This is a genomic window from Aquiflexum sp. (assembly GCF_977115555.1).
On the sequence record NZ_CDSBKL010000024.1, the window covers coordinates 1 to 21,448 of the forward strand.

24 protein-coding genes are annotated in these 21,448 nt (G+C 41.6%); 12 read left to right on the plus strand and 12 right to left on the minus strand.

The window, feature by feature from the left end:
• Nucleotides 1–123: 123 nt before the first annotated feature.
• From ACZFYI_RS02825 to ACZFYI_RS02835, 3 genes are all read right to left on the minus strand, one after another.
• Nucleotides 124–327, minus strand: a complete 204-nt coding sequence (locus tag ACZFYI_RS02825; protein WP_462522609.1) for a hypothetical protein — start codon at nt 325–327, stop codon at nt 124–126.
• A 70-nt stretch (nt 328–397) separates the two neighbouring features.
• A complete protein-coding gene (locus tag ACZFYI_RS02830) occupies nt 398–1,921 on the minus strand; it encodes a P-loop NTPase family protein (protein WP_462522610.1) in 1,524 nt (507 codons plus the stop codon).
• Nucleotides 1,922–1,924: 3 nt separating this feature from the next.
• The gene (locus tag ACZFYI_RS02835) at nt 1,925–3,025 is read right to left on the minus strand and encodes a vWA domain-containing protein (protein WP_462522611.1); all 1,101 of its coding nucleotides are present in this window, start codon (nt 3,023–3,025) and stop codon (nt 1,925–1,927) included.
• A gap of 199 nt (nt 3,026–3,224) precedes the next feature.
• Here ACZFYI_RS02835 and ACZFYI_RS02840 point away from each other — a divergent pair, with 199 nt between their 5' ends.
• The 3 genes from ACZFYI_RS02840 (at nt 3,225) to ACZFYI_RS02850 (ending at nt 4,891) form a co-directional block, all read left to right on the plus strand.
• Nucleotides 3,225–4,292, plus strand: a complete 1,068-nt coding sequence (locus tag ACZFYI_RS02840) for an AI-2E family transporter (RefSeq protein ID WP_462522612.1) — start codon at nt 3,225–3,227, stop codon at nt 4,290–4,292.
• 133 nt (nt 4,293–4,425) lie between these two features.
• Entirely contained in the window at nt 4,426–4,632 is a 207-nt protein-coding gene (locus ACZFYI_RS02845; RefSeq protein ID WP_462522613.1) for a hypothetical protein, read from the plus strand.
• Nucleotides 4,619–4,891: an acylphosphatase gene (locus ACZFYI_RS02850; RefSeq protein ID WP_462522614.1), complete on the plus strand. Its 273-nt coding sequence runs from the start codon at nt 4,619–4,621 to the stop codon at nt 4,889–4,891. Before ACZFYI_RS02845 ends, ACZFYI_RS02850 begins: the two co-directional genes overlap by 14 nt.
• A 286-nt stretch (nt 4,892–5,177) precedes the next feature.
• On the opposite strand, the gene ACZFYI_RS02855 is transcribed toward ACZFYI_RS02850, so the two are convergent.
• The gene (locus ACZFYI_RS02855) at nt 5,178–5,423 is read right to left on the minus strand and encodes a Kazal-type serine protease inhibitor domain-containing protein (protein ID WP_462522615.1); all 246 of its coding nucleotides are present in this window, start codon (nt 5,421–5,423) and stop codon (nt 5,178–5,180) included.
• Nucleotides 5,424–5,714: 291 nt separating this feature from the next.
• Nucleotides 5,715–5,960: a Kazal-type serine protease inhibitor family protein gene (locus ACZFYI_RS02860; RefSeq protein ID WP_462522616.1), complete on the minus strand. Its 246-nt coding sequence runs from the start codon at nt 5,958–5,960 to the stop codon at nt 5,715–5,717.
• 191 nt (nt 5,961–6,151) lie between these two features.
• Here ACZFYI_RS02860 and ACZFYI_RS02865 point away from each other — a divergent pair, with 191 nt between their 5' ends.
• The 4 genes from ACZFYI_RS02865 to prmC all read left to right on the plus strand — a co-directional run bounded on the left by ACZFYI_RS02865 (nt 6,152) and on the right by prmC (nt 9,475).
• Nucleotides 6,152–7,912: a carbamoyltransferase family protein gene (locus ACZFYI_RS02865; protein WP_462522617.1), complete on the plus strand. Its 1,761-nt coding sequence runs from the start codon at nt 6,152–6,154 to the stop codon at nt 7,910–7,912.
• A 77-nt stretch (nt 7,913–7,989) separates the two neighbouring features.
• A complete protein-coding gene (locus ACZFYI_RS02870; RefSeq protein WP_462522618.1) occupies nt 7,990–8,274 on the plus strand; it encodes a hypothetical protein in 285 nt (94 codons plus the stop codon).
• Complete coding sequence (locus tag ACZFYI_RS02875; RefSeq protein ID WP_462522619.1) at nt 8,247–8,636, plus strand: magnesium citrate secondary transporter; 390 nt, start codon at nt 8,247–8,249, stop codon at nt 8,634–8,636. Before ACZFYI_RS02870 ends, ACZFYI_RS02875 begins: the two co-directional genes overlap by 28 nt.
• Nucleotides 8,633–9,475: a peptide chain release factor N(5)-glutamine methyltransferase gene (gene prmC, locus ACZFYI_RS02880; RefSeq protein ID WP_462522620.1), complete on the plus strand. Its 843-nt coding sequence runs from the start codon at nt 8,633–8,635 to the stop codon at nt 9,473–9,475. The genes ACZFYI_RS02875 and prmC overlap by 4 nt, the downstream gene beginning before the upstream one ends.
• On the opposite strand, the gene ACZFYI_RS02885 is transcribed toward prmC, so the two are convergent.
• From ACZFYI_RS02885 to rbsK, 6 genes are all read right to left on the minus strand, one after another.
• Nucleotides 9,462–10,076 carry a thiamine pyrophosphokinase gene (locus ACZFYI_RS02885; protein ID WP_462522621.1) on the minus strand — a complete coding sequence of 205 codons (615 nt, stop codon included), beginning with the start codon at nt 10,074–10,076 and terminating at the stop codon, nt 9,462–9,464. The two genes, prmC and ACZFYI_RS02885, sit on opposite strands and share 14 nt — an antisense overlap.
• Nucleotides 10,077–10,145: 69 nt before the next feature.
• Nucleotides 10,146–11,078, minus strand: coding sequence for a hydrogen peroxide-inducible genes activator (locus ACZFYI_RS02890; protein ID WP_462522622.1), 933 nt, complete (start codon nt 11,076–11,078; stop codon nt 10,146–10,148).
• 134 nt (nt 11,079–11,212) lie between these two features.
• Complete coding sequence (locus tag ACZFYI_RS02895) at nt 11,213–12,211, minus strand: GRP family sugar transporter (RefSeq protein ID WP_462522623.1); 999 nt, start codon at nt 12,209–12,211, stop codon at nt 11,213–11,215.
• A 9-nt stretch (nt 12,212–12,220) separates the two neighbouring features.
• Complete coding sequence (locus ACZFYI_RS02900) at nt 12,221–13,249, minus strand: nucleoside hydrolase (protein WP_462522624.1); 1,029 nt, start codon at nt 13,247–13,249, stop codon at nt 12,221–12,223.
• Nucleotides 13,250–13,267: 18 nt separating this feature from the next.
• Complete coding sequence (locus ACZFYI_RS02905; protein ID WP_462522625.1) at nt 13,268–14,851, minus strand: ADP-ribosylglycohydrolase family protein; 1,584 nt, start codon at nt 14,849–14,851, stop codon at nt 13,268–13,270.
• 175 nt (nt 14,852–15,026) lie between these two features.
• Nucleotides 15,027–15,932, minus strand: coding sequence for a ribokinase (gene rbsK, locus ACZFYI_RS02910; protein ID WP_462522626.1), 906 nt, complete (start codon nt 15,930–15,932; stop codon nt 15,027–15,029).
• A gap of 200 nt (nt 15,933–16,132) precedes the next feature.
• On the opposite strand from rbsK, the gene ACZFYI_RS02915 reads away from it, so the two are divergent.
• The 5 genes from ACZFYI_RS02915 (at nt 16,133) to ACZFYI_RS02935 (ending at nt 20,690) form a co-directional block, all read left to right on the plus strand.
• Nucleotides 16,133–17,440 carry a Gfo/Idh/MocA family protein gene (locus ACZFYI_RS02915; protein WP_462522627.1) on the plus strand — a complete coding sequence of 436 codons (1,308 nt, stop codon included), beginning with the start codon at nt 16,133–16,135 and terminating at the stop codon, nt 17,438–17,440.
• A 12-nt stretch (nt 17,441–17,452) separates the two neighbouring features.
• Nucleotides 17,453–18,313, plus strand: coding sequence for a sugar phosphate isomerase/epimerase family protein (locus ACZFYI_RS02920; RefSeq protein WP_462522628.1), 861 nt, complete (start codon nt 17,453–17,455; stop codon nt 18,311–18,313).
• Nucleotides 18,314–18,367: 54 nt separating this feature from the next.
• Nucleotides 18,368–19,573 carry a redoxin domain-containing protein gene (locus ACZFYI_RS02925; RefSeq protein ID WP_462522629.1) on the plus strand — a complete coding sequence of 402 codons (1,206 nt, stop codon included), beginning with the start codon at nt 18,368–18,370 and terminating at the stop codon, nt 19,571–19,573.
• Nucleotides 19,574–19,833: 260 nt separating this feature from the next.
• Nucleotides 19,834–20,271 (plus strand): MarR family winged helix-turn-helix transcriptional regulator, encoded by a 438-nt coding sequence (locus ACZFYI_RS02930; protein ID WP_462522630.1) that lies wholly within the window; start codon nt 19,834–19,836, stop codon nt 20,269–20,271.
• Entirely contained in the window at nt 20,271–20,690 is a 420-nt protein-coding gene (locus ACZFYI_RS02935; protein ID WP_462522631.1) for an organic hydroperoxide resistance protein, read from the plus strand. The genes ACZFYI_RS02930 and ACZFYI_RS02935 overlap by 1 nt, the downstream gene beginning before the upstream one ends.
• A 232-nt stretch (nt 20,691–20,922) precedes the next feature.
• Here ACZFYI_RS02935 and ACZFYI_RS02940 read toward each other — a convergent pair whose 3' ends face one another.
• Nucleotides 20,923–21,387, minus strand: a complete 465-nt coding sequence (locus ACZFYI_RS02940) for a nuclear transport factor 2 family protein (RefSeq protein ID WP_462522632.1) — start codon at nt 21,385–21,387, stop codon at nt 20,923–20,925.
• Nucleotides 21,388–21,448 lie beyond the last annotated feature (61 nt).

Genomic DNA, 21,448 nt, shown 5'->3' on the forward strand with positions numbered 1-21,448 from the left:
CTTTCAAGGAATTAAAAAAGAATTCCCATGAAGCAAAACAGACTTTCTGTGAACCAAAAATGAATACACAGCTATCTACCTTAGGTACAGAAGTATTCTCGAAAGGTACCAAGCAGGGCAAAGTCAGACGGCTTTAAAAACTGATTTACATAATGGTCTGATGGCTTGAAGCCGTCCGACTGTTCTAACCCTGTGGTCTTGCGTGAGTAAGAAGGTAGGACTTCCTGCTTCTAGAGAAGCCGGATAACGGTGTCTGATGACTTGAAGCCATCCGACCGGAAACCTTTGCGGATCTGCGACTTTGCGGGAAAAATTTTGGCGAAACACAGGCTGCCAACAAAAAACCCTCCGAAAATCTCCGAAGGGTCTTGTTTTTAATCAGCTATGGTGGGAAAGTTTAAATATCATCTTCAAAATCCTCATCTTCCCCGGGACTTCCCATGTCAAACATCGAGCTGAACAGGTCCTTGAACTGCATCCCGGTGTCGAGCATTTTTTTGCTGAGTTGGCTGTACTCCGCCAAGCCATGCAGTGCAAATTCCATAAAGAATTCCTTCTCTTTTTCAGGCAAGGCCTTCACCTGCTTGGTGACGATGCTTTCCAATCCCGGTACCTGATGCAGGAGGGTTTTGTATTCTTTGTCGCTTTGCGAAGCCAATAAATCGAGGGTATTTCCTTCCCCAAACCATGACAATGGCAAAGTATAGAAGTTGTTTGCTTTTTCTTTTTTCTTTTGCTCAGGAGAAGGGAAAAAGTCAGTGAACAGAGTCCTGATGGCTTTGCCGATCAGGGTGTAAGCCACGAGGCCTGCACCTTCCTGTTCGCCTTCATAGACCAACTCCACCTTTCCGGTAATCGCAGGAATCACGCCGATCAGGTCTGAAATCCGGATGACAGTATTTTCTTCCCCGTTCATATACAGCCTCCTTTCTGCTGCAGAAATGAGGTTTTCATAGGCAGAAATTGTCAAACGTGCAGACACCCCACTTTTCTCATCCACATATTCACTCTTTCTTGCCTCCACGGCGATCTGTTCGATCAGGTCTTTCATGAGCAAGGGCACATGGATTTTTTCCACCGGCTTTCCGTCCAGTTTTGCTTCCTGTGCGGTAATTCTTTTACCGATCTCAATGCTCTTAGGATAATGGGTGATGATCTGACTTTCGATCCTGTCCTTGAGCGGCGTCACGATCGAGCCACGGTTGGTGTAGTCCTCCGGATTGGCAGTAAACACAAACTGAATATCCAAAGGAAGTCTCAGTTTAAATCCACGGATCTGGATATCGCCCTCTTGCAAGATGTTGAAAAGTGCCACCTGTATCCTCGCCTGAAGATCGGGAAGTTCGTTGATGACGAAGATAGAACGGTGGGAGCGGGGGACGAGTCCATAGTGGATAACGCGCTCGTCGTTGTAGGAAAGCTTCATCGTCGCTGCTTTGATCGGATCGACATCCCCGATAAGATCGGCGACAGATACATCAGGCGTGGCGAGTTTTTCGGTGTATCGATCGTCGCGATGCCACCAAGAAATAGGGGTATGGTCTCCTTTGGTCTCAATGAGTTCCTTGGAAAAAGTCGTCAGCGGCGCAAATGGATCATCATTCAGTTCAGATCCTTCCACTACAGGAACATATTCATCGAGGAGGTGTGTCATCTGTCGTGCAATCCTGGTTTTGGCCTGACCGCGGAGACCGAGCAGGTTGATATTGTGGCGGGAAAGGATGGCCCGCTCGATGTCAGGAATGACTGTGTCCTCATAACCCCAAATTCCTTCAAATACATTTTCCTTGTTTTTGATCTTGTGGATCAGGTTTTGGCGGAGTTCTTCTTTGATGGTTTTGGATTGGTATCCGGCGGCTTTGAGTTCTCCGAGGGTTTTTATTTTCAATAGGTCTTTTCCAGTCAGTTTGCTGTAATCCATGTGTTAAAATTTTTTGGTGCGGTTTCTTTTATAATCTTCAAAAATCAGGTCTCCTAGACCCTTGAGGCTACTGTAATAGGCATTTCCGTTATTCACTTTGGTAAATTCCTTGACAAATTCCTTCAGATAAGGATCCGAAGCAATCATGAATGTGGTGACAGGAATCTTAAGTTTGCGGCATTGCGCTGCAAGCTTGAGGGTTTCATTAAGGATTTTGCTGTCGATGCCAAAAGCGTTTTTATAGTATTTGATTCCGACTTTGAGGCAAGTTGGCTTACCGTCAGTGATCATGAAAATCTGCTTGTTTGGGTTTTTTCTTTTGCGGAGGAGATCCATCGCCAACTCCAAACCTGCGACGGTATTGGTATGGTAAGGACCGACCTGAAGGTAAGGCAGGTCTTTGATCTCAATCTGCCAGGCATCATTGCCAAAGACGATGATATCTAGTGTATCTTTCGGATATCGGGTTTTGATCAGTTCTGCCAAAGCCATTGCCACTTTTTTGGCCGGAGTGATCCGGTCTTCCCCGTACAAAATCATCGAATGCGAAATGTCTATCATCAGCACGGTGGAGGTCTGGGAGCGGAATTCATTCTCGACGACTTCCAAATCATCTTCGGTCAGTAGATAATCACCGCCAAAACCGTGGTTGACTTGCGCATTTCTGATGGAATCGGTAAGTGCAATTTGGTCTAAATTGTCTCCAAAAGTATAAGGCCTGCGGTCTGTTCCCTTTTCTTCACCCTGACCTGAGTGGGTGGTTCGGTGCTGACCACCTTTGCCACGCTTGAGTTTTCCGAAAATTTCTTCCAAAGCACTTTTGCGGATTGTCTGCTCGGCTTTTGATGTGATCTTGAATTCGCCTTTTTGGTTTTCTTCAGTAAGGTATCCTTTGGTCTTGAGGTCTTCTATAAAATCCCCAATACCGTAATTCGGATTGGTCATGTTATATCGCTTGTCAAGGTTGGTCAACCAAGACAAAGCCTCAGCTACATCGCCTCCTGTCATGGTGACGAGTTGCAGAAAAATATTAAGCAGGTTTTCGAAGGTATTTTTCTCCGGGTCGTTTGGGGGGATGTACTGTGTAAATCGAAATCCTTTCATAGCAAAGTCATAACACAATCAAGGCAAAGCTGGTTTGGCTTAATGTAAAAATAATCAAAAATAGAGTTCTTGATTGGGAATGGAGATTAAGTATAGTTCAATGGTTTCAGTAACTCCAAAATTAATTTTGGCAAAAAGAAAAAAAACTATAAAAATCAATCTTAAATTGGAAATTGGAAACAATAACCTTTATAGCAAAATGGAAAAAAATACGCCTGAAACTGACCCAATAAAAATAAATCCTGTTATGCACCACGCACTTCAGCTGATTGCCTTGGGATTATTACTGATTTGGTGTTTTTTTATAATGTCTCCATTTATCACACCATTAGTATGGGCGGCAGTATTGGCTACGGCTTTTTACCCTTTGCACAAAGCTTTATCCAAGAAGTTGAAAAACAGAACCGGACTTTCTGGAGGAATTATTGCCGGTTCCATGCTTTTATTGATTATCGGTCCCGGGATTTGGCTTCTTTTAGCAACAGTAGATGAATTCAAGGTATTGGTGGAAGAATACAAGAATCATGACTTGTACATTCCCCCTCCTAATGAAAGTGTTGCAGATTGGCCTTTGATAGGGGAAAAAATTTATTCTTTATGGAAAGAAGCATCGGTAAATCTTTCGGATACTATGCTGAACCACCAAGAAGACCTCAAGCCATTTCTATTTAAATTTTTTGAACTCCTGAAAAGCAGTGCTATGGGATTGCTGTTATTTTCACTTTCTATTGCCATAAGTGGTGTCATACTTGCTTATGCAAAGGAGGGGTCTGGATTGCTCAAATCGGTTTTCACCAAGCTTGCCGGAAAGGCAGGAGAAGACTTGGCAGAAACTGCGGAATTGACTGTCAGAAATGTAGTAAAAGGGATTTTGGGAGTAGCTGTAATACAAACCATTTTTGTAGGAATTGGCTTGGTAGTCGCAGGAATTCCCTTTGCGGGGGTTTGGATTTTGGTATGTCTGATTTTATCAATTGTCCAAGTCGGCATTTTTCCAGTATCCATAGGTTCAATCATTTACATCTGGGAATCTGCAGATTCTACGACCGCGACTTTGTTTACCATCTGGATGATCTTAGCCGGAGTTTTGGATAATTTTTTAAAACCCATCTTGATGGGTAAAGGGGCACCGGTACCGATGGCCATTGTATTTATGGGAGCAATCGGGGGGTTTATTTATTCGGGTTTTATAGGTCTTTTTACAGGCGCCATTATTCTGACACTTGGCTACAAACTTTCGGTAGGATGGCTTTATAGCAAATCTTAAACAACTTAATCTTATCTATTTATTCCATTGGATTCTTTGCACATCAAGGAAGTAAGTTATTGGTAAAGAGTTAGTTTTGCAACAATATCTTTTCATTGTTTGTTGTGATGGTATACATAAAACATTGATAGCCATGAAAAATTACCTCTTTCCCGTTTATTTGGTAACAGCTTTTTTGATCGTCTATGTTACTGCCATTCAGGTCAATCTCAATACTGCTTTGATTTTATTTGTATTCTCATTTTCGCCAATATTGGTAATCTGGATGGTATACAAAGTGCTGACTGCAGATGTGGAAGTCACTTCCACCTTTGAAGAAAAATGGTATGAAGATCAATAAGCGAATCAAAGTTTCGGGCCGGGTTCAGGGTGTATTCTTTCGGAAAAGTACCCAACAAAAAGCCATGGAACTGGGTATCAAAGGTTGGGTCAAAAATGAGGCTGAGGGTTCTGTTTTGGTAGAAATAGAAGGAATTCCTTCAGTTATAGTAGAAATGGAAGTATGGCTGAGACATGGACCGCCTATGTCAAAAGTTGAATCCCTTGAAATCACAGATGGTGAAGTTTTGAACTATGCTGATTTTTTGATTCTTAGGTGAGTTTCCTGTGAATTGCATCATTTTATTTCCCACTGATCACGCAGATTCAATCAGACAATTTCCAAAATAATCTTTCTCTCTGCCTGAGTCAGTATCTCCACTTAATTTCAATTTAAAAGGTTTTTCATATCGGCAATGAAGACACTGCCATGGGCGAAGAATGGAAACAATTGATCATTTCTTTCACTTCTGAGAAATCTGCGGCATCATCGGGAAAAAAACATAAAAAAACCTTCCGGAGAACTTTTTCATTTGCATACGTGGTAAAGGACCCGGAAGGAAAAAATCATTTACACTCGCCCTTAGAAAATGATTTTACACCGCTTATTCCTGCAAGACAGGAATTTCCGTAAGTCTTTCCATCGCAGCCACAAACCGGGTCATAGATCATGAGGCATGCCATATCTTTTTGGATTAAGGCAGGGTCTATACAATCCGTCAATACTTCGTCTACCGGATTTTGATCCTCGCACTGAAAAGAGAAGAGGAATAAAACTGAAAATGTGAGGAATAATTGAAATATATTTTTCATAACAAATTGATTGGAATAATCTTATGACGTTTCTATGCCAGCAAATGCTACAAGCAATATGAATTTTTACAAAAATGCTTTCGAATTTCAAATGGAAGCAATTCAAACCTATGTTTTGAATATAAATGTAACTACAGATTGAGAGGATTGATGGAGACAAATTATTGAATACTCTGAATCTGTAAATTTCCTTTTGCGAAAGTCAGCGAATCTGAGAAACTAAGCAAAAAAAAACCTTCCGAGGACCTTCCAGAGATGCATACGAAGTAAAGGTTCCGGAAGGAAAAAAAATCATTTACACTCGCCCTTCGTGAAGGAAATAACTCCTGCGTTATTGGCTTCGCAGCTATTTCCATAAGTTTTATTGTCGCAGCCGCAGACAGGATCGTAAATTAAGATACAGGCAGCATCGGTTTTGATCTTGGAAGTATCGATGCATCCATCGAGGATTCTCTCATTTGGATTGTTGTCTTCACACTGAAAAGACAAAAGCATAATAGCTGAAAATGCGATAATTAATGGAAAACTTTTTTTCATTTTGTTTTGATCTGAATACTTACAATACGTTTCTACACAGAAAAATGCGACACATAATTAGAAATTTATATTTGGTTTTTTTCTAATATTTTTTTGCATTAAAATGAGATAAGTTTTGAATTTTCTTTTTAATTTTCAAGTCAAATTTATTTTGTAATCCGTATTTCACCCATTCACCCAATTTATTCTTTATGGTTATACTAGGCCTGAATTACTATTTTCATGATTCTACTGCATGCATTGTTGTGGAAGGAAAACTTGTTGCTGCAATTGAAGAAGAGCGACTGAACAGAGACAAACATACCAAACTTTTTCCTGAATTGGCTATTGCGCGTTGTTTGGAGATTGCCAAGTTGAAGTACAAAGACATTGACCACATCGCAGTGTCTATCAAACCCAATCATAACCTTGGTAAAAAACTACTTTATGGAGCTACTCATGTAAAATCAATAAGACATTTTATCACCCATGAATTTGTTCATTCATATAGAAAGCAAAAAGGTTTTTGGAAATGGTATGAAAACACTTTCGGGTCAAGAAATACCGGGCCAAAGGTCCATTTCATTCCCCATCATTTCAGCCATGCACCGGGTTCATTCTTTGTTTCTCCGTATAAAAACGCAGCCCTTTTAGGGATAGATGGTTCGGGGGAATGGGCTACTACATGGCTAGGTAAAGGAGAAGGAAACAAAATCGAAGCCTTCGGAGAAAGTTTCTTCCCGCATTCATTGGGCTCTTTCTATGAAGCTGTGACCCAGTTTTGTGGCTTCAAGACCAATTATGATGAAGGCAAAACAATGGGTCTAGCCCCGATGGGAGATCCTGAAGTATTCAAAAAGGAAGTTGAAAAGATTGTTTCCATCGGAAAAGACGGGCAAGTTAAATTGGATTTGAGCTACTTCAACTTCCAAAACATGCAGTATAATCCAAAGGCGTTCTCACACCTCTCTCCAAAGTTTTCGGAAGTTTTTGGAACTCCCAGAAGACCTGGAGATGAATTTAAGAAGCATCATATGGATGTCGCTGCCGCTTTTCAAAGGGTTTTGGAAGACCGGGTTTTGGAAATTTGTGAAATCCTTCATCAAAAAACAAAGGCTGATTATTTGGTGATTTCAGGAGGCGTTTCTCTCAACAGCGTCATGAACGGCCGAATCGTCCGCGAGAGCAAATTTAAGGACGTCTATGTGATGCCTGCTGCAGGTGACAACGGAACTGCGATTGGTGCTGCCTATTACCTGTATAATGGCATACTGAAAAATCCTCGTGAATTTGTACACCTCAACCCTTATGTGGGAACAAGTTATTCCAACGAAGAAATTGAAAAAATTCTCAAAGCATGTAAGCTGAACTATACCCGGCATGATGATATCTGTGAGGTTGCTGCTAATCTTCTTGAAGAAGGCAAAATCATTGGCTGGTTTCAAGGTTCAATGGAAATTGGCCCTCGTGCACTTGGAAGCAGGAGTATTCTTGCGAATCCGGCCTTTCCAGATATGAAAGCTAAAATCAATTCGGAGATCAAATTCAGAGAAGCCTACAGGCCATTTGCACCTTCTGCTATTGTGGAAGCTAAGGACATGTTTTTTGACTTAGAGGTAGAAGCCCCCTTCATGCTCAAAGTCTGCAATGTTCTCAAAGACAAGCAAAGTGTCATTCCATCCGTCACCCACGTAGATGGCAGTGCGAGATTACAAACTGTCGATAGGAATCTCCACCCGAGGTATTATAAAGTAATCAAAAAACTTGGAGATAAAACCGGTGTCCCCGTGGTATTGAATACCAGCTTCAATATCCAGGGGGAACCTGTGGTAGAGTCCCCTAAGGATGCCATCAGGTGTTTTTATTCTACAGGACTTGATGCTTTGGTGATCGGGGACTTTTTGCTAGCGAAAAAAACCATCGCAAATAATAACTCCATTTCCAAGATGGAATATAGTTTTGCTTTGCGTTAGGACTCTTCCATAAAATCTCTTGAATATCAAATCCCAAGGCACATAAATCCTTGGGATTTGTTTTTTATTTTTGATCCATGGGAGAAAAAAAATGTTACAGCTGCGGTAAATGGTCTTCCTGGTCTAAACAAATCTATGAAACCTGTGAACATTGCGATGCTCCTTTAGGCGGGAAAGACTTGGAATACCACTTAATAAGGGAAAAAGAGACCAAAGCGAATGAGGAAAAATGGATTTTCTTCATCAAAGAAACTGACAGCCCTTTTGTCAGAAATGCAAAAATCGTCGGCAACTTTTTCTACACCATCTACATGGCAATCATCACATTTTTGGTATGGCTCATAGCCATGATGCCGGGATGATGGTTTTCAAAAACCCATTCTTTTACATTCCTTGTATTGTTTTTTGGACCAATCAATACTTTGAAAAGGTAATGCAAGTATTTGTTCCCCTAGTACACGCCTATCTGGATGACCTGATGGCGGTACCTGTGGTCCTTGGAATTACCCTTCAGGTTTTCAAATGGATCCACCCTCAAAAAAACACCTTTGTATTTACTAAATTTCAGGTGGCCCTTGGATTGGTTTACTTCTCGGTTTTGTTTGAATTTGTGCTTCCAAAATGGTCCAACACTTACACCTCCGATATATGGGATTTGGTCTGCTATGCCATTGGCGCCTTGATTTTTTATAATTTTATAAATGTAAGCGAAGAGAAAATATGACAACACTTCAGGGCCTTTTTCAGGAATATTCCAACAAGATCCAAAAGCTTTATCCCAAACAGGAGGCCGAAAGTCTTGTTCTTTGGCTTTTTGAATCGTATTTGGGGAAAAAGAGGATGGACATTTTGAAAAATGAAACTCTAGAAAATTTACCCTCCGGATTAACAATAGCTGTAGAAAACCTGTTGATGGGCATGCCTATCCAATACATCCTTGGCAAAGGTCCATTTTACGGGAGGGAATTTGTAGTGTCTCCTGCTGTCTTGATTCCAAGAAATGAGACCGAAGAACTAGTCCATCTGATCATCAAAGAAAATCCAAAAGAAAGCCTTCACATTTTGGATATAGGTACAGGGTCAGGTTGTATTCCTGTTACTCTTGCTCTCGAAATGAAAATGCCCACCGTCTTTGGCATTGACATAAGTGAAGAGGCTTTGGATATAGCCAAAAAGAATGCTGACCTATTGCAATCCAAAGTAGATTTCATTCAATCGGACATATTGAAAGAAGAACTTCCATTTGAAGATCTTGATATCATTGTCAGCAATCCTCCCTATGTCAGACATTCAGAAAAGAACTTGATGCATACCAATGTTTTAGCCTATGAACCACACTTGGCATTGTTTGTCTATGACGAGGATCCATTGCTTTTTTACAGAGAAATCAGCCAAAAAGCCAAAAAAGCACTAAAGACCGGAGGCAAGATTTATTTTGAAATCAATGAGGCTTTAGGAAAAGAGACTAAAGAATTGATGGAAAAAATAGGATTTGAGGAAGTTAAAATTTTCGAAGACCTAAATGGAAAGCAAAGAATGGTAAGGGGTATCAAGCATTCATAAATTCCCCGATCCAAAAAAGCCTATTTCCTTTGATGATGGTTATCCCTTCCTCCACCTCGATAAAGGTGGCGTGTCTGACCTGAATGATTTCATTTCCTTCGGGAGTCTGCACTTCCAAAATCGTCCCTTCCGGTGCGTGAAGCTGCAAAGAAGTGTCAGGAAACCATTTTTTGAAATGCCCATTTTTCACAGGAAAATATCGGATCGGACCGTCCCAAACCACGATATCCAAAAATTCAAGCATAGGCTCAAGGTCAAAAACATTCATATGATTGAAGCCAATGAGATTCACCGCACCATGTTTGGAGGCTATCAAATACTGTAGTCCTTCCTCATGGAATTTGCCATCCCTTACTCCCAAAAACTTCACAGGATATTGTTCTTCCAAAAGGTGGTAATGGCTTTTTTGGAATTCCATTTCTGCCAAAATCAAGTCAATCTTAACACCCCAAGAAATGACAACGGGAACTTCATCCTGTGCTACCAAAATCGTGGGAACCCATTCAAGCAAGGGCGCAATCTGCTCAAAACTTATCCCAGAAGTATCCAAAACCAGCAAAGCAGGTTCTTGTTGTTCTTTTACAAAATGGTGGGAGGACATATTTAATTGGAAAATTAAAAGATTGGAAAATTACAAAATAATCGGCCTTTCAAAAGGAAAAAATTGCCATTATTTAAACCGCACCACTTTACCATGAGCTTTGGAAGTCATGTGTTGAGGAATGGCAGCGGAGATTTCATGGTATAGCAATTCCACCAGTTTCTTTTTCAAAAAACTCCTTGTCAGCACAATACTCACTTCCCTCACAGGAGTCTCATCACTGAATGACCTCAGGCGGGATTTTTCTTCTTCATTTAAGGAGGCTGTGGCTAATTCAGGCAAGAGCGTGATTCCTGTATATTGGTTGACCATATTCTTCAGTCCTTCAAGGGAACCGCTTTCATAATGGAAATTCATCCTTTCAAATTTGGTCTGACTACAGAGGTTCAGCACTTGATCTCTAAAGCAATGTCCCTGTTGCAACATCCACATGTCATCGGTTTCCAGGTCTTTGATCAATAGTTTATCTTTGGATAACAATGGATGACCTTTGGACAGGTAGGCAAAAAACTTTTCGTAAAACATTGGTTTTTCCACAATACCACTTTCATCTAATGGTGTGGCAACTATCCCGAGGTCTAGTTCGTCATTTTTCAGTTTTTTGATAATCTCTTCTGTCACAGTTTCTTCAACCTGTAATTTGACATGGGGATATTTTTCGAGAAATGACCGGATAAAACGGTGAAGAAGATAAGGCGCCAAAGTAGGGATGATTCCCAACTTAATCACACCGCTGATGTCACCTTTGAGTTGGGATACCAATTCGAAGATCCCTTTACTCTCCGATACCACACGCTTGGCTTGCCCAATGATCTGGGTTCCAATTTCGGTGGGAATTACAGGCATTTTTGATCGGTCAAACAAAATTACCTCCAACTCTTTCTCCAACTTGCTTACCTGTGCACTCAGAGTGGGCTGGGTAACAAAGCAGGATTCGGCAGCATGTCCAAAATGACGGTGCTTGTCCACTGCGATGATATATTCTAGTTGTTGGATAGTCATATAGGGAATAATATGGAGATAATAATTGAATCCAAAAAAGCACTTTCTGGTTCGGAAAAAAAGTGAAATTCTTTTTCTTTTGATTTTAATTGAAAAATGGAATAATTAAAAAGGAATTTCCAGTCATAGAAAATTTAAACCCCTGCATATACAATCAGTCCTAAGCCTATCACAAACAACATAAACATTCCTGTTATCAGGTTGCTTGTTCCTTTGGGAGCATTTTTGAATTCTTTCCAGATAAACACACCCCAAAAAGCCGCAACCATGGTCGCTCCCTGACCCAATCCATAGGATATGGCCGGGCCTGCCTTTTCTGCCGCAATGATGCTAAAGGACATTCCAATACACCAAATTATTCCTCCCAAAATTCCAAAAAGGTGTACAGGAAGTTTTCCGGCAAAATAATCTGAAGCCCTCAAAGGAGAACCCTCAATTGGTTTTCTCATCAGGAAAGTATTGAATACAAAATTGCTAAGTAGGATGCCTATCGAAAACACAAACACCGCTGCATAAGGGGTAAACTTCCCTCCTTCGGGATTGGAGAAATCCAAAGACATAGACTGTGCTACAAATAAGTAAAAGAAAGACATCAAAAACCCTCCCACCAAAGCCAACACCAAACCGACTTTTGGGTTTTTTTGGTTGGTCGAAGCGAGCTTTCTATACGCCATCGCATCCAAAACAATGGCCGCAACAACCAAAGCCACCCCTGAAAAGAGCATGACAGGATCTCCCTGCTGATTGGAAACATAATTGACAATGACACCCAAAACCAGGGCCAATCCTATTCCCACAGGAAATGCCACAGACATTCCCGCATATGCGATCGCCGCCACAATGAGGATATTGGCGAGGTTGAAAATGACCCCACCGATAAAGGCCAAAGAATAACTCCTGCTGCTCGCCTGAAACAAATCCTCTGTAAATCCTCTTCCTGTCTCTCCGCTGCTTCCCAATGTAAATCCAAAAATCAAAGTCAGCAGCACTATCCCAATCACGTAATCCCAATAAAACAGTTCAAACCGCCATGAGGAACCGGCCAACTTTTGGGTATTGGCCCAAGAACCCCAGCAAAACATGGTGATGATGCAAAAAACGACCGCCAGAGAATATGATTCAATGATATACATATGCAGGGTTTATTTGGGATTGACTATTTGGTAATCGATAAAAGATTGATAAAAATCATCCATGACAGCATCCCGGTCAAAGTTCTCCCAAAGGGATATTTTCCGAGGATTTTCGGGTCTCTCAACCCATTGGTTATCAATCAGAATCGGGCATGAAATCTCTCTTTTTTCTCCCCAAACAGGATTTTTCAAAATTGCAGCTGCGACCATGTCAAACAATGCACGCGAAGGAGGATCACCGTGATATTCGATGTGCTCAAATAAGTTGACTGCATAATCTCCAAAATTGGAAAATTCCCCTCCATGTCTTCCAATGATCGGGGTTTCAATCTGCGGACCAAGGCCCGGCATCCGGCTATTGATTTCAGCTTGGGTGACTTTGACGGCATCAGTTCCGGTGGGTTCGCCATACCTTACTGTAACCATTTCAAAGGGAACCTGCGTATTCAGCACATAATTCATCGAAACCGTATCGTTGTCCTGGTTGTATTCTCCCGGCTGTGGATAATTAGATCCCAACCATACCACTCTCATTTTAGTAGCGATGGAGGGATCTTTTTCCAAAGCCAAAGCGACATTGGTCAATTTCCCTACTGCAAGCAGGATAAGCTCTTCTGGATTGTCGGCATTTGCCTGTTCGATGATGAAATCCACCGCCTCCTGACCATCAAAATTCCCATTTGCGACAGTAGCTTGGATGTCGGCAAAAGAACCGTTTGCCCCTTTGAGCAGAGGGAGTTTTTCATAACTGAGGCCCAATTGCATAATTCTCTTTGCCTCATCATAATGCCCTTGGATGTCTCCGCCGCTTTTGGTGGCATTGACTGTCACCCCTTCTAGGTCAAAAGTCTCCCCGTTGAGTAACAGGTAAATCAAGGCAAATTGATCATCCAACTCATTGTTTGCATCGGTGTCATAAATGAGCCGCACTTTATTTTCATTTGGAATAACATCGTCTTCGGTGGTTTTTTCAACTTTTCCGGAACAGGAAAAGAGAAAAGCCAAAATAGAAATGATAACAGGAAATGAATTTTTCATAAGAAAGGGTTTTGGGGTTCAATAGTTCTTATTCCCCGGATCAGCAGAGGAGTAATAGATTGCCTCGTTGACATTGACTCGGTATCCTTTTGGGATATTGACGGCAATCAGCCTGACTGTATGCTCTCCTTCGCTGAGGTCATAATTCCAAAAAATCTCATGCTTTCTGCTTTGGAAGCTGGTTGGCATTTTGACTTTTTCCAAAAGCAAGTTATCCACATATACTTCCAACTCCAGGACGGCATCAGGAAGAGAAGCTTCTTTGACCGCCTCTCCTGTCAGGACAAATCCATTTCCTGCAGTTGTAAATTCGACACTTGTATTTTGTTGGTTCAGGGGTTTGAAAATAGACGCCCTTTTGGTTGGATAAATTCCCTCAAACCCAATTTCCAATGGCTTGGTAATGGGTTTTTGGTATTTGATGGTAATGCCGTCGGCGGTTTCTTCGCCTCCGTTTCTTTTGACCATTTGGACTGCATGGTCCATTCCGACTTCATATACCTTATTAAGAGACATGGTGGTGTATTTGAAATTCATGTCTTCTACTTTGTCGATTCCCTGCTTCCAATAGTCGGGGATATTACTGTAGCCGATCATCGTTCCCAAAATCCCTCCGGCATTGGCGGGATTACAATCCGAATCATAACCACAGCGGGTGCTGATGTCAATCGTTTTGCCATAATCACCTTCTCCATATAAAAGGCCTATGACAATGTAGGCGGCATTGATTTTGGCGTCTATGTTAAATGCCTTGAAGACCCCGTCAGGACAGCCTTTTTCTTTGGTCCATTTCTTTTGTGCTTCAAACCAAGTCTGCTTCCAATCATCCGGATATTGCTTGTGCCAATTGATGATATCTGAAATACATTGGTGAAATTCACTTTCGGCAGGTACTGTCTTCAAAGCTTCCTCCACCACAAACTCCATGTCATCATGGACAAAAGCAAGTGCATACATAGAAGCCACATAAATCCCCCCATAGACTCCATCACCATAATTCATGATATGACCGATACGGTCTCCGACATTTGCAGCGACATTGACCATTCCCGGGGACATCAATCCCGCAAAATCCGCCTCGATCTGAAAATCGATATCATCGGAATGGGGATTGTTTTTCCAAAATCCTGAGGCGGGAGGCATCATCCCGTTGAGGATATTATATCTAGCAGCCTGATTGGCATGCCAAAGCTGGTATTCCGCATTGGCAAAGGCAAAGGCGTGCAGAGAATCTGCAGCATCCAAGCCGTGTTTTTCAAAGATATCCACAAAAGTCAGGTCCATGTAAACGTCGTCATAGAGACCGGGAGAATTTTCATACCACCAAAGCATTTGGTTTTCGTCCCAAGGAATAGGAACATGGTCGCCTATCATGGTACCGTTGAACCGGAATTCTGTCGGTCCTCCATAGGTACAGCCAATCACCTGACCTGCCCAGCCACCTTTGATTTTATCTTGGAGTTTTTCTTTGCTGATCGTAATACTTTCTCCTTCTTCAAAAGAATCAGCAATAATTTTATCCGTTCCGGGTTCATTTTGACAGGAAAACAGGAGAATTCCATTTAAGACAAAAACAAAAGTTATCCACAATTTGGTTTTCATATGATAGGGTTATTTGAGGGTTATAATTGTTATATTGGTTATAGTGGTTGTCAGCTTCGCGTTGTCAGGTTATCAAGTTGTCGACATCGATAAAGATGGTGAGTCTGATAAAACTGCAAACTGAGACCACATACATTATCTCGTTTCTTGCTTCTCGTCACTCGTTTCTCTTCTGTCACATTTCTTCTAAATAGGGAATCGAAGTCTGCGCGCCAAATCTCTGTACAGAAAGCGTCGCTGCCTTCAGCGCAAAAGCAATGGCTTTTTCCAGGCTTTTTCCATTTCCCAAGGCAACTGCCAAGGCTCCGCTGAAGGTATCACCGGCAGCCGTAGTATCTTTTACTTTCACTTTAGAAGTAGGGATAATTCCCTGAAAAGAGTCTGTAAACAAAAAAGCACCACCCTCACCCAATGTGATAATGATTCTTTTTACTCCTTTGTTCCTCAACCTGGAAGCAGCCTGATAAGCAGAAGCTTCTCCATGGACCTTGACTCCCGTCAAAAATTCCGCTTCTGTTTCATTTGGAGTAATCAAATACAAAAATTGAAAAATATTATCCGGCAAATCCATGGCAGGGGCTGGATTGAGTATGACTCTTTTTCCAAGCCCATATGCTTTTTGGCATACATCTAATACCACCGGTAATGGTACTTCAAGTTGGACTAGTACAATGTCTGCTTGTTGAAAAGCATTGGAGGCAGCAGAAATTTCCTCTACAGTAAGGGCGTGATTTGCTCCCGGGGCCACGATGATGGTGTTTTCTCCAGACTTATCCACAGTTATCAGCGCCACACCGGAAGGCTGCTCTGGATTTTGTCTGATCAAAGAGGTATCAATTCCTTCTTTTTTAAAGTTCTCCAGATTTTGATTTCCAAAAACATCAGTTCCCAATTGGGTAATAAAACAGACATCTCCACCTAGTCTTGCAGCCGCCACAGCCTGATTGGCACCCTTTCCTCCAGGAACCAAAGAAAAAGCACCCCCAATTATGGTTTCCCCCGGAACAGGAAAATGATCTGTACGGATCACCATATCCGTATTTGCGGATCCTACGACAAGTATTTTAGGCTTTTTCAACATCACCTTACAAATAACAAATAACGGGCTTCATCAAACTAACCCATTACGGCCTTGATTTTAAGAAGCTTAAATTTTTATCAAAGACCGATTTAAAGTAATATTATATGGTCTTTATCTAAAAATAGCAAATTACCTTTAGATAAACCAAATTTAACTGACAAGGGGATATAATAGTAAATTAACAACAAACCCAATTGATAATGAAAAAAGACCTTTCACCGGTTTCAAGGAGAAAATTCTTGGGAACCTCACTCCTTAGTGCTGCCGGCCTTTCTTTTTTGCCCGGAATAAGTATCGCTTCCGAACCAATAGAGTCAGCTGACATCCATCAAGTCAGGTTGGGATTTATAGGTGTCGGTAGACAGGCCATGGGAATTCTCAATGGTATGATGCGGATTCCGGGTGTCGAAATCATGGCTTGTGCAGATGTTTATGAAATCAAAAGAGAACGATTCAAAATCAGGGTGAACAAAATCAGTGCCGAGTTGGGAAAAGCTGCCCCCTCAATTGATGTTTATTCGGATTACCGGGAACTACTTTCCAGACAGGACATTGATGCCGTGGTAATTGCGACGCCAGATCATTGGCATGCTTTGATGGCGATAGCTGCATGCAAATCTGGAAAAGACGTGTACCTTGAAAAACCGCTTACTTTCACCATCAAAGAAGGACAGGAACTTGTCAAAGCCGTTAGGTCAAATGGCGCAGTCCTTGCCGTAGGCAGTCAGCAGCGCTCAGATGTAAATTTCCAGCATGCCGCCAGGATGGTACTAAAGGGCAGAATCGGAAAAGTAAAACAGGTGCTCGTCCATGTCGGTCAACCGGAACATCCTGTATCCTATAATCTTGAAAAGCAGGAAATCCCCACAGGATTGGACTGGAAAACATGGCTTGGCCCTTTACCGGAATTGCATTATAATGAAAAACTCAATCCTCCCATTTCTCTACAACCTGAACAGAATGAAAAACTCTGGGGAGCTTGGAGGTCTTACAAAGAAACAGGTGGTGGCTTTATGACCGATTGGGGTGCGCATATGTTTGACATTGCCCAATGGGGCCTGGGCATGGATAGGAGCGGTCCTGTCAAAGTCATTCCGGCCAAAGACGGAAAACCTTTGACTTACCACTATGCCAATGGGGTGGAAATGGTGGTCGGTCCATTTGATGAAGCAAGACAAGGTGTCAAATTCATTGGGGACAATGGCTGGATAAAAGTTTCCCGTGGTCAGTTTGATTCCTCTGATGAAAGTCTGAAGCCCACTTTGCAAAGACCCAATTTAGGTTATCCACCGCATTATTGGGATTTTATTGATTCAGTGATCAAAAGAAAGGATCCTATCGTGCCGGTGGAAGTAGGGCACAGCACCTGCGTAGTGTGTACAATTGGAAACATTGCTGCAGAGCTTGGCCGTCCATTGGATTGGGATCCTGTTACCCAAACTTTCCCCAATGATTGGGAAGCAAGCTCAAAAATGCATTACAATTACGAAAACGGCTACAAACTTTAAACCTTTTATTCCATGAACAAAAGAAGAGATTTCTTAAAAATGTCCGGTGCACTTGCATTAGGAACAATCCTCAACCCTACCGGTTTATTGGCCAAGCCCTTTGCCAAAAAACCCATTGGGCTGCAATTGTATTCACTAAGGAAAGCTATGGATGAAGATCCTCAGGGAACCCTAAACCTTGTTTCCGCTATAGGATACAAAAACCTTGAAAATGCGAGCTATAAGGATGGATTGGTCTACGGAATGGAGCCTGCATTTTTCAGGAAATACATTGAGGACTTGGGATTGAAGCTTCAAAGTGCCCATGTCGGCGGACCGCAGTATGATCCTGCCAAAAAGCAAGAGGCTTTGGATTGGTGGAAAAAGGCTGCAGACGACCACAAAAAAATGGGCGCCAAATACCTCATCAAGCCCTCCATGCCGATCCCAAAAACCTTGGGAGAATTGGATGTATGGTGCGATTATTACAATGCTGTGGGTGAAGTGACCAAAAAATCAGGCTTGATGTTCGGTTTTCACAATCACTCAAGAGAGTTTGAAAAAATAGAAGGAACCATCATGATGGATCATATGATCAAAAATACTGATCCAAAACTAGTCTGTTTTGAACTCGATGTATATTGGTCACAAAAGGGGGGTTATCCAGCTGTGGATTACCTCAATAAATATGCGGGAAGGTTTCCTCTTCTCCATATCAAAGATGAAGAAGAAATCGGGGCAAGCGGAACAATGGATTTCAAACCGATCTTTGAAGCAGCCTATGCACAAGGCATGAAGGATTTTTATGTGGAGGTCGAAAGGTACAATTTTGAACCTATCGAGAGTGTTAAGAAAAGCTTTGAATACCTCAATCAAGCAACCTATGTCAAATAGATTTTAGGTTTTTCCACAAGTATTAGAGGGAAGTTTATTTAAAATCACAAACCTATGAAAAAACAACACTTATCCACATTCCTGATTATTCTGAGCCTGACTTTTATTTGGTCATGCGGAAAGCAGGAAAGCAACGACATGCAGGAAACAGCTATACAGCCCGAATCGGGATTTGTGGCCAATCCCCAGGAAATGAACGAACAGCCTGTAGGCAAATTGGCGGTCGGAGACCAAGCACCTTACTTCAATTTGCCTGATACCGATGGAAAAATGGTTTCTATCGATGACTTCAAAGATGCAGAGGTATTGGTCATCAACTTTACCTGCAACCACTGTCCAACGGCACAGGCCTATGAGGACAGGTTTATCAACATGGTCAATGAGTACAAGGGAAAAAGCGTTGCCTTTGTGGCGATTTCACCCAACAGTCCGATCGGAATTTTGCCAGAGGAACTTGGCTACACAGACCTTAGCGATGATTACAAAAGCATGCAGGTACGGTATGTGGATAAAAAATACAATTTTCCTTATCTCTATGATGGAGATACCCATCAGTATTCTTTAGCCTATGGCCCTACCGCCACTCCTCAGGTTTTTGTTTTTGACAAAGACAGAAAACTCAGTTACTCGGGCAGGATAGATGCTTCCGAAAAACCAGGAACTGCCAATGCAGAAGACCTGAGAAATGCCATAGAAAAAACCCTGGCAGGAGAAGCTTTGCCTGTGGATAAGTCAATTACCCCGGCATTTGGATGCTCTACCAAATGGGCATGGAAAAATGAGTATACCATCAAGACCAATGAGGAATGGAAGAAAAAACCGGTGGAGGTTCAAAAGATATCCACAATCCAATTGGCTGATCTATTGAAGAATGACACGGACAAATTACTGTTGATCAATTTTTGGGCAACTTGGTGTGGACCTTGTGTGATCGAGTATCCGGAATTTATCGAAATCCAAAGGATGTATATGGGCAGGGATTTTCAGTTTGTCTCCCTCAGCATGGACAACCCCAATCAGGAGGAAAAAGTCTTGAAGTTCCTCCAAAGTAAATATTCTGCTGTCCCCAATTACCTGATTGACACAGAGGACAAATATGCTGTCATCGATGTGGTCAAAAATGAATGGGACGGAAGTCTTCCCATTACCCTGTTGATCGAACCGGGAGGAAAATTGGCTTACAGCAGAATGGGGGAAATCAATGCTTTGGAATTGAAAAGAGCGATTGTCGACCATCCGATGATTGGGAGGTATTATTGAGGTTGATTATTTGGTTAATGGTAAATGGTTATTTGGTTATTGGTATCATAAGCCCTTCTGAATTCAGAGGGGCTTTTTTTGAAAAAGAGGAGAGCAAAAAAATAATAGCTAAAAAGTATGACGGCTTGAAGCCATCCGACTTGGTTCATTATTACCTCAAAGTGAAAGTTTTTTCTTAATGACTTTGAGGCTTTGGGGGATAAATTTTTTTTATTAATAATGTTTCCATAAATTGAATTGTGAACAATATAAATAAGACTATGCCCACATCCCCAAAATTAGAAAATGACTTAGGATTTGACTTTTATGTAGCTTCAAGGCTCATTTCCCAAGCATACAGAGAACCCCTTCAGGAGTTGGGATTGACTTATCCACAGTATTTGGTGATGCTGGTGCTTTGGGAGGAAGATGCACGGATGGTTTCACAAATCGGGGACAAACTTCAATTGGATTCAGGGACGCTGACGCCTTTGCTCAAAAGGTTGGAGTCAGCTAACCTTATCCACCGCAACAGAAGCGAAAATGATGAACGAAAAGTAGTGGTGGAACTTACCTACCCCGGAAAAGCCCTTCAAGCCAAAGCAAAAGAAATCCCCGAAAAAGTAAGCGCATTCCTCAACAGTTGGGAGGAAAATGAGTTATCTGAATTATCGATACTCATCAAAAAACTAATCAAAGACTTCAATCAACTCCACTAATGGAAAAAATTAAAATAAGCTATACTGCCACAGCCATCAATACAGGGGGAAGGATGGGACATGTCAGGACTGATGACGGCATGTTGGACTTTGATGTGGCCATGCCAAAGGAAATCGGAGGTCCAGGAGGCAAAACAAATCCCGAACAGCTTTTTGCGGCAGGTTATGCTACCTGTTTTGGGGGAACTTTGGGTGCAGTTGCAAAAGGTATTAGCCTTAAAGACTCAGAAATCACAGTACAAGTACATACAGGGGTATCTGATAAAGGAGGTTATGCCTTGGCTGTGGATATAACAGTCAGCATACCAAAAGCACCATCTCTCAAAGAAGCGCAGGAATTGGTAGAAGCAGCCCACTCTGAATGTATGTATTCGAAGGCCGTAAAAGGGAATATTGAAGTGAGGGTGAAGGCAGTTTAAACCCGCTTTTTCTCTATCAAAAAAATAAGGTGAAAAATCCCAAAAAATTCCCATAAAAATACGGTTCCGTATTTTTACTTGGTCGAGATGAGATTTTTCACCAGTATTGCAGTTGTGGCCGGCAAGACGCATGAAAATAGAACAATGAATTGATAAGTTCAAAAATAAAGTGCCTTTTTTTAATTATTAATTGCTCATTTAAATTTGGCAATAACAAAACAACGATATATGCCTAATTTTCCATGAATTTTTTGAGCAATGCTTTGGATTGGCTTTTGATTTTGTTTTGCACCATTGGCGACCAACCCAATAATATCCCCTTCCAACCCAAAGCCATCCTTGACCATTTCCACAAATCAAACCTGTCGGTATGTTTGATGATTTTTCCGTCCTTGAATTCGAACTCAGCATTGATCTTATTGTGTACCAACCTTTTTTCAGGACCGAAAGGATAGACTGCCTCCCATTTTGCTTCCCCGGAATTGCGTACCACATTCACCTCAGAAAAGGTGACTTTGAGGTTTCCTTCGCTTCTTTCTAAGAGCATTTTCCACATGCTTTTGGCTTCCTCGCCCTTAAGTACCCCAAATACCGGGTCCTCAAAGACAATATCCTGATGGTAGTAGGAAACCATTTCATCTGCTTTTCCTTTGGCAAATGCTTTATAAAAATTGTGGATAACTTTTTCATTGTCCATAGTCTAGCGGGTTGAGTTACATGAAAAGTTAACCAATAAAATACTATTTACCGCAACGGAC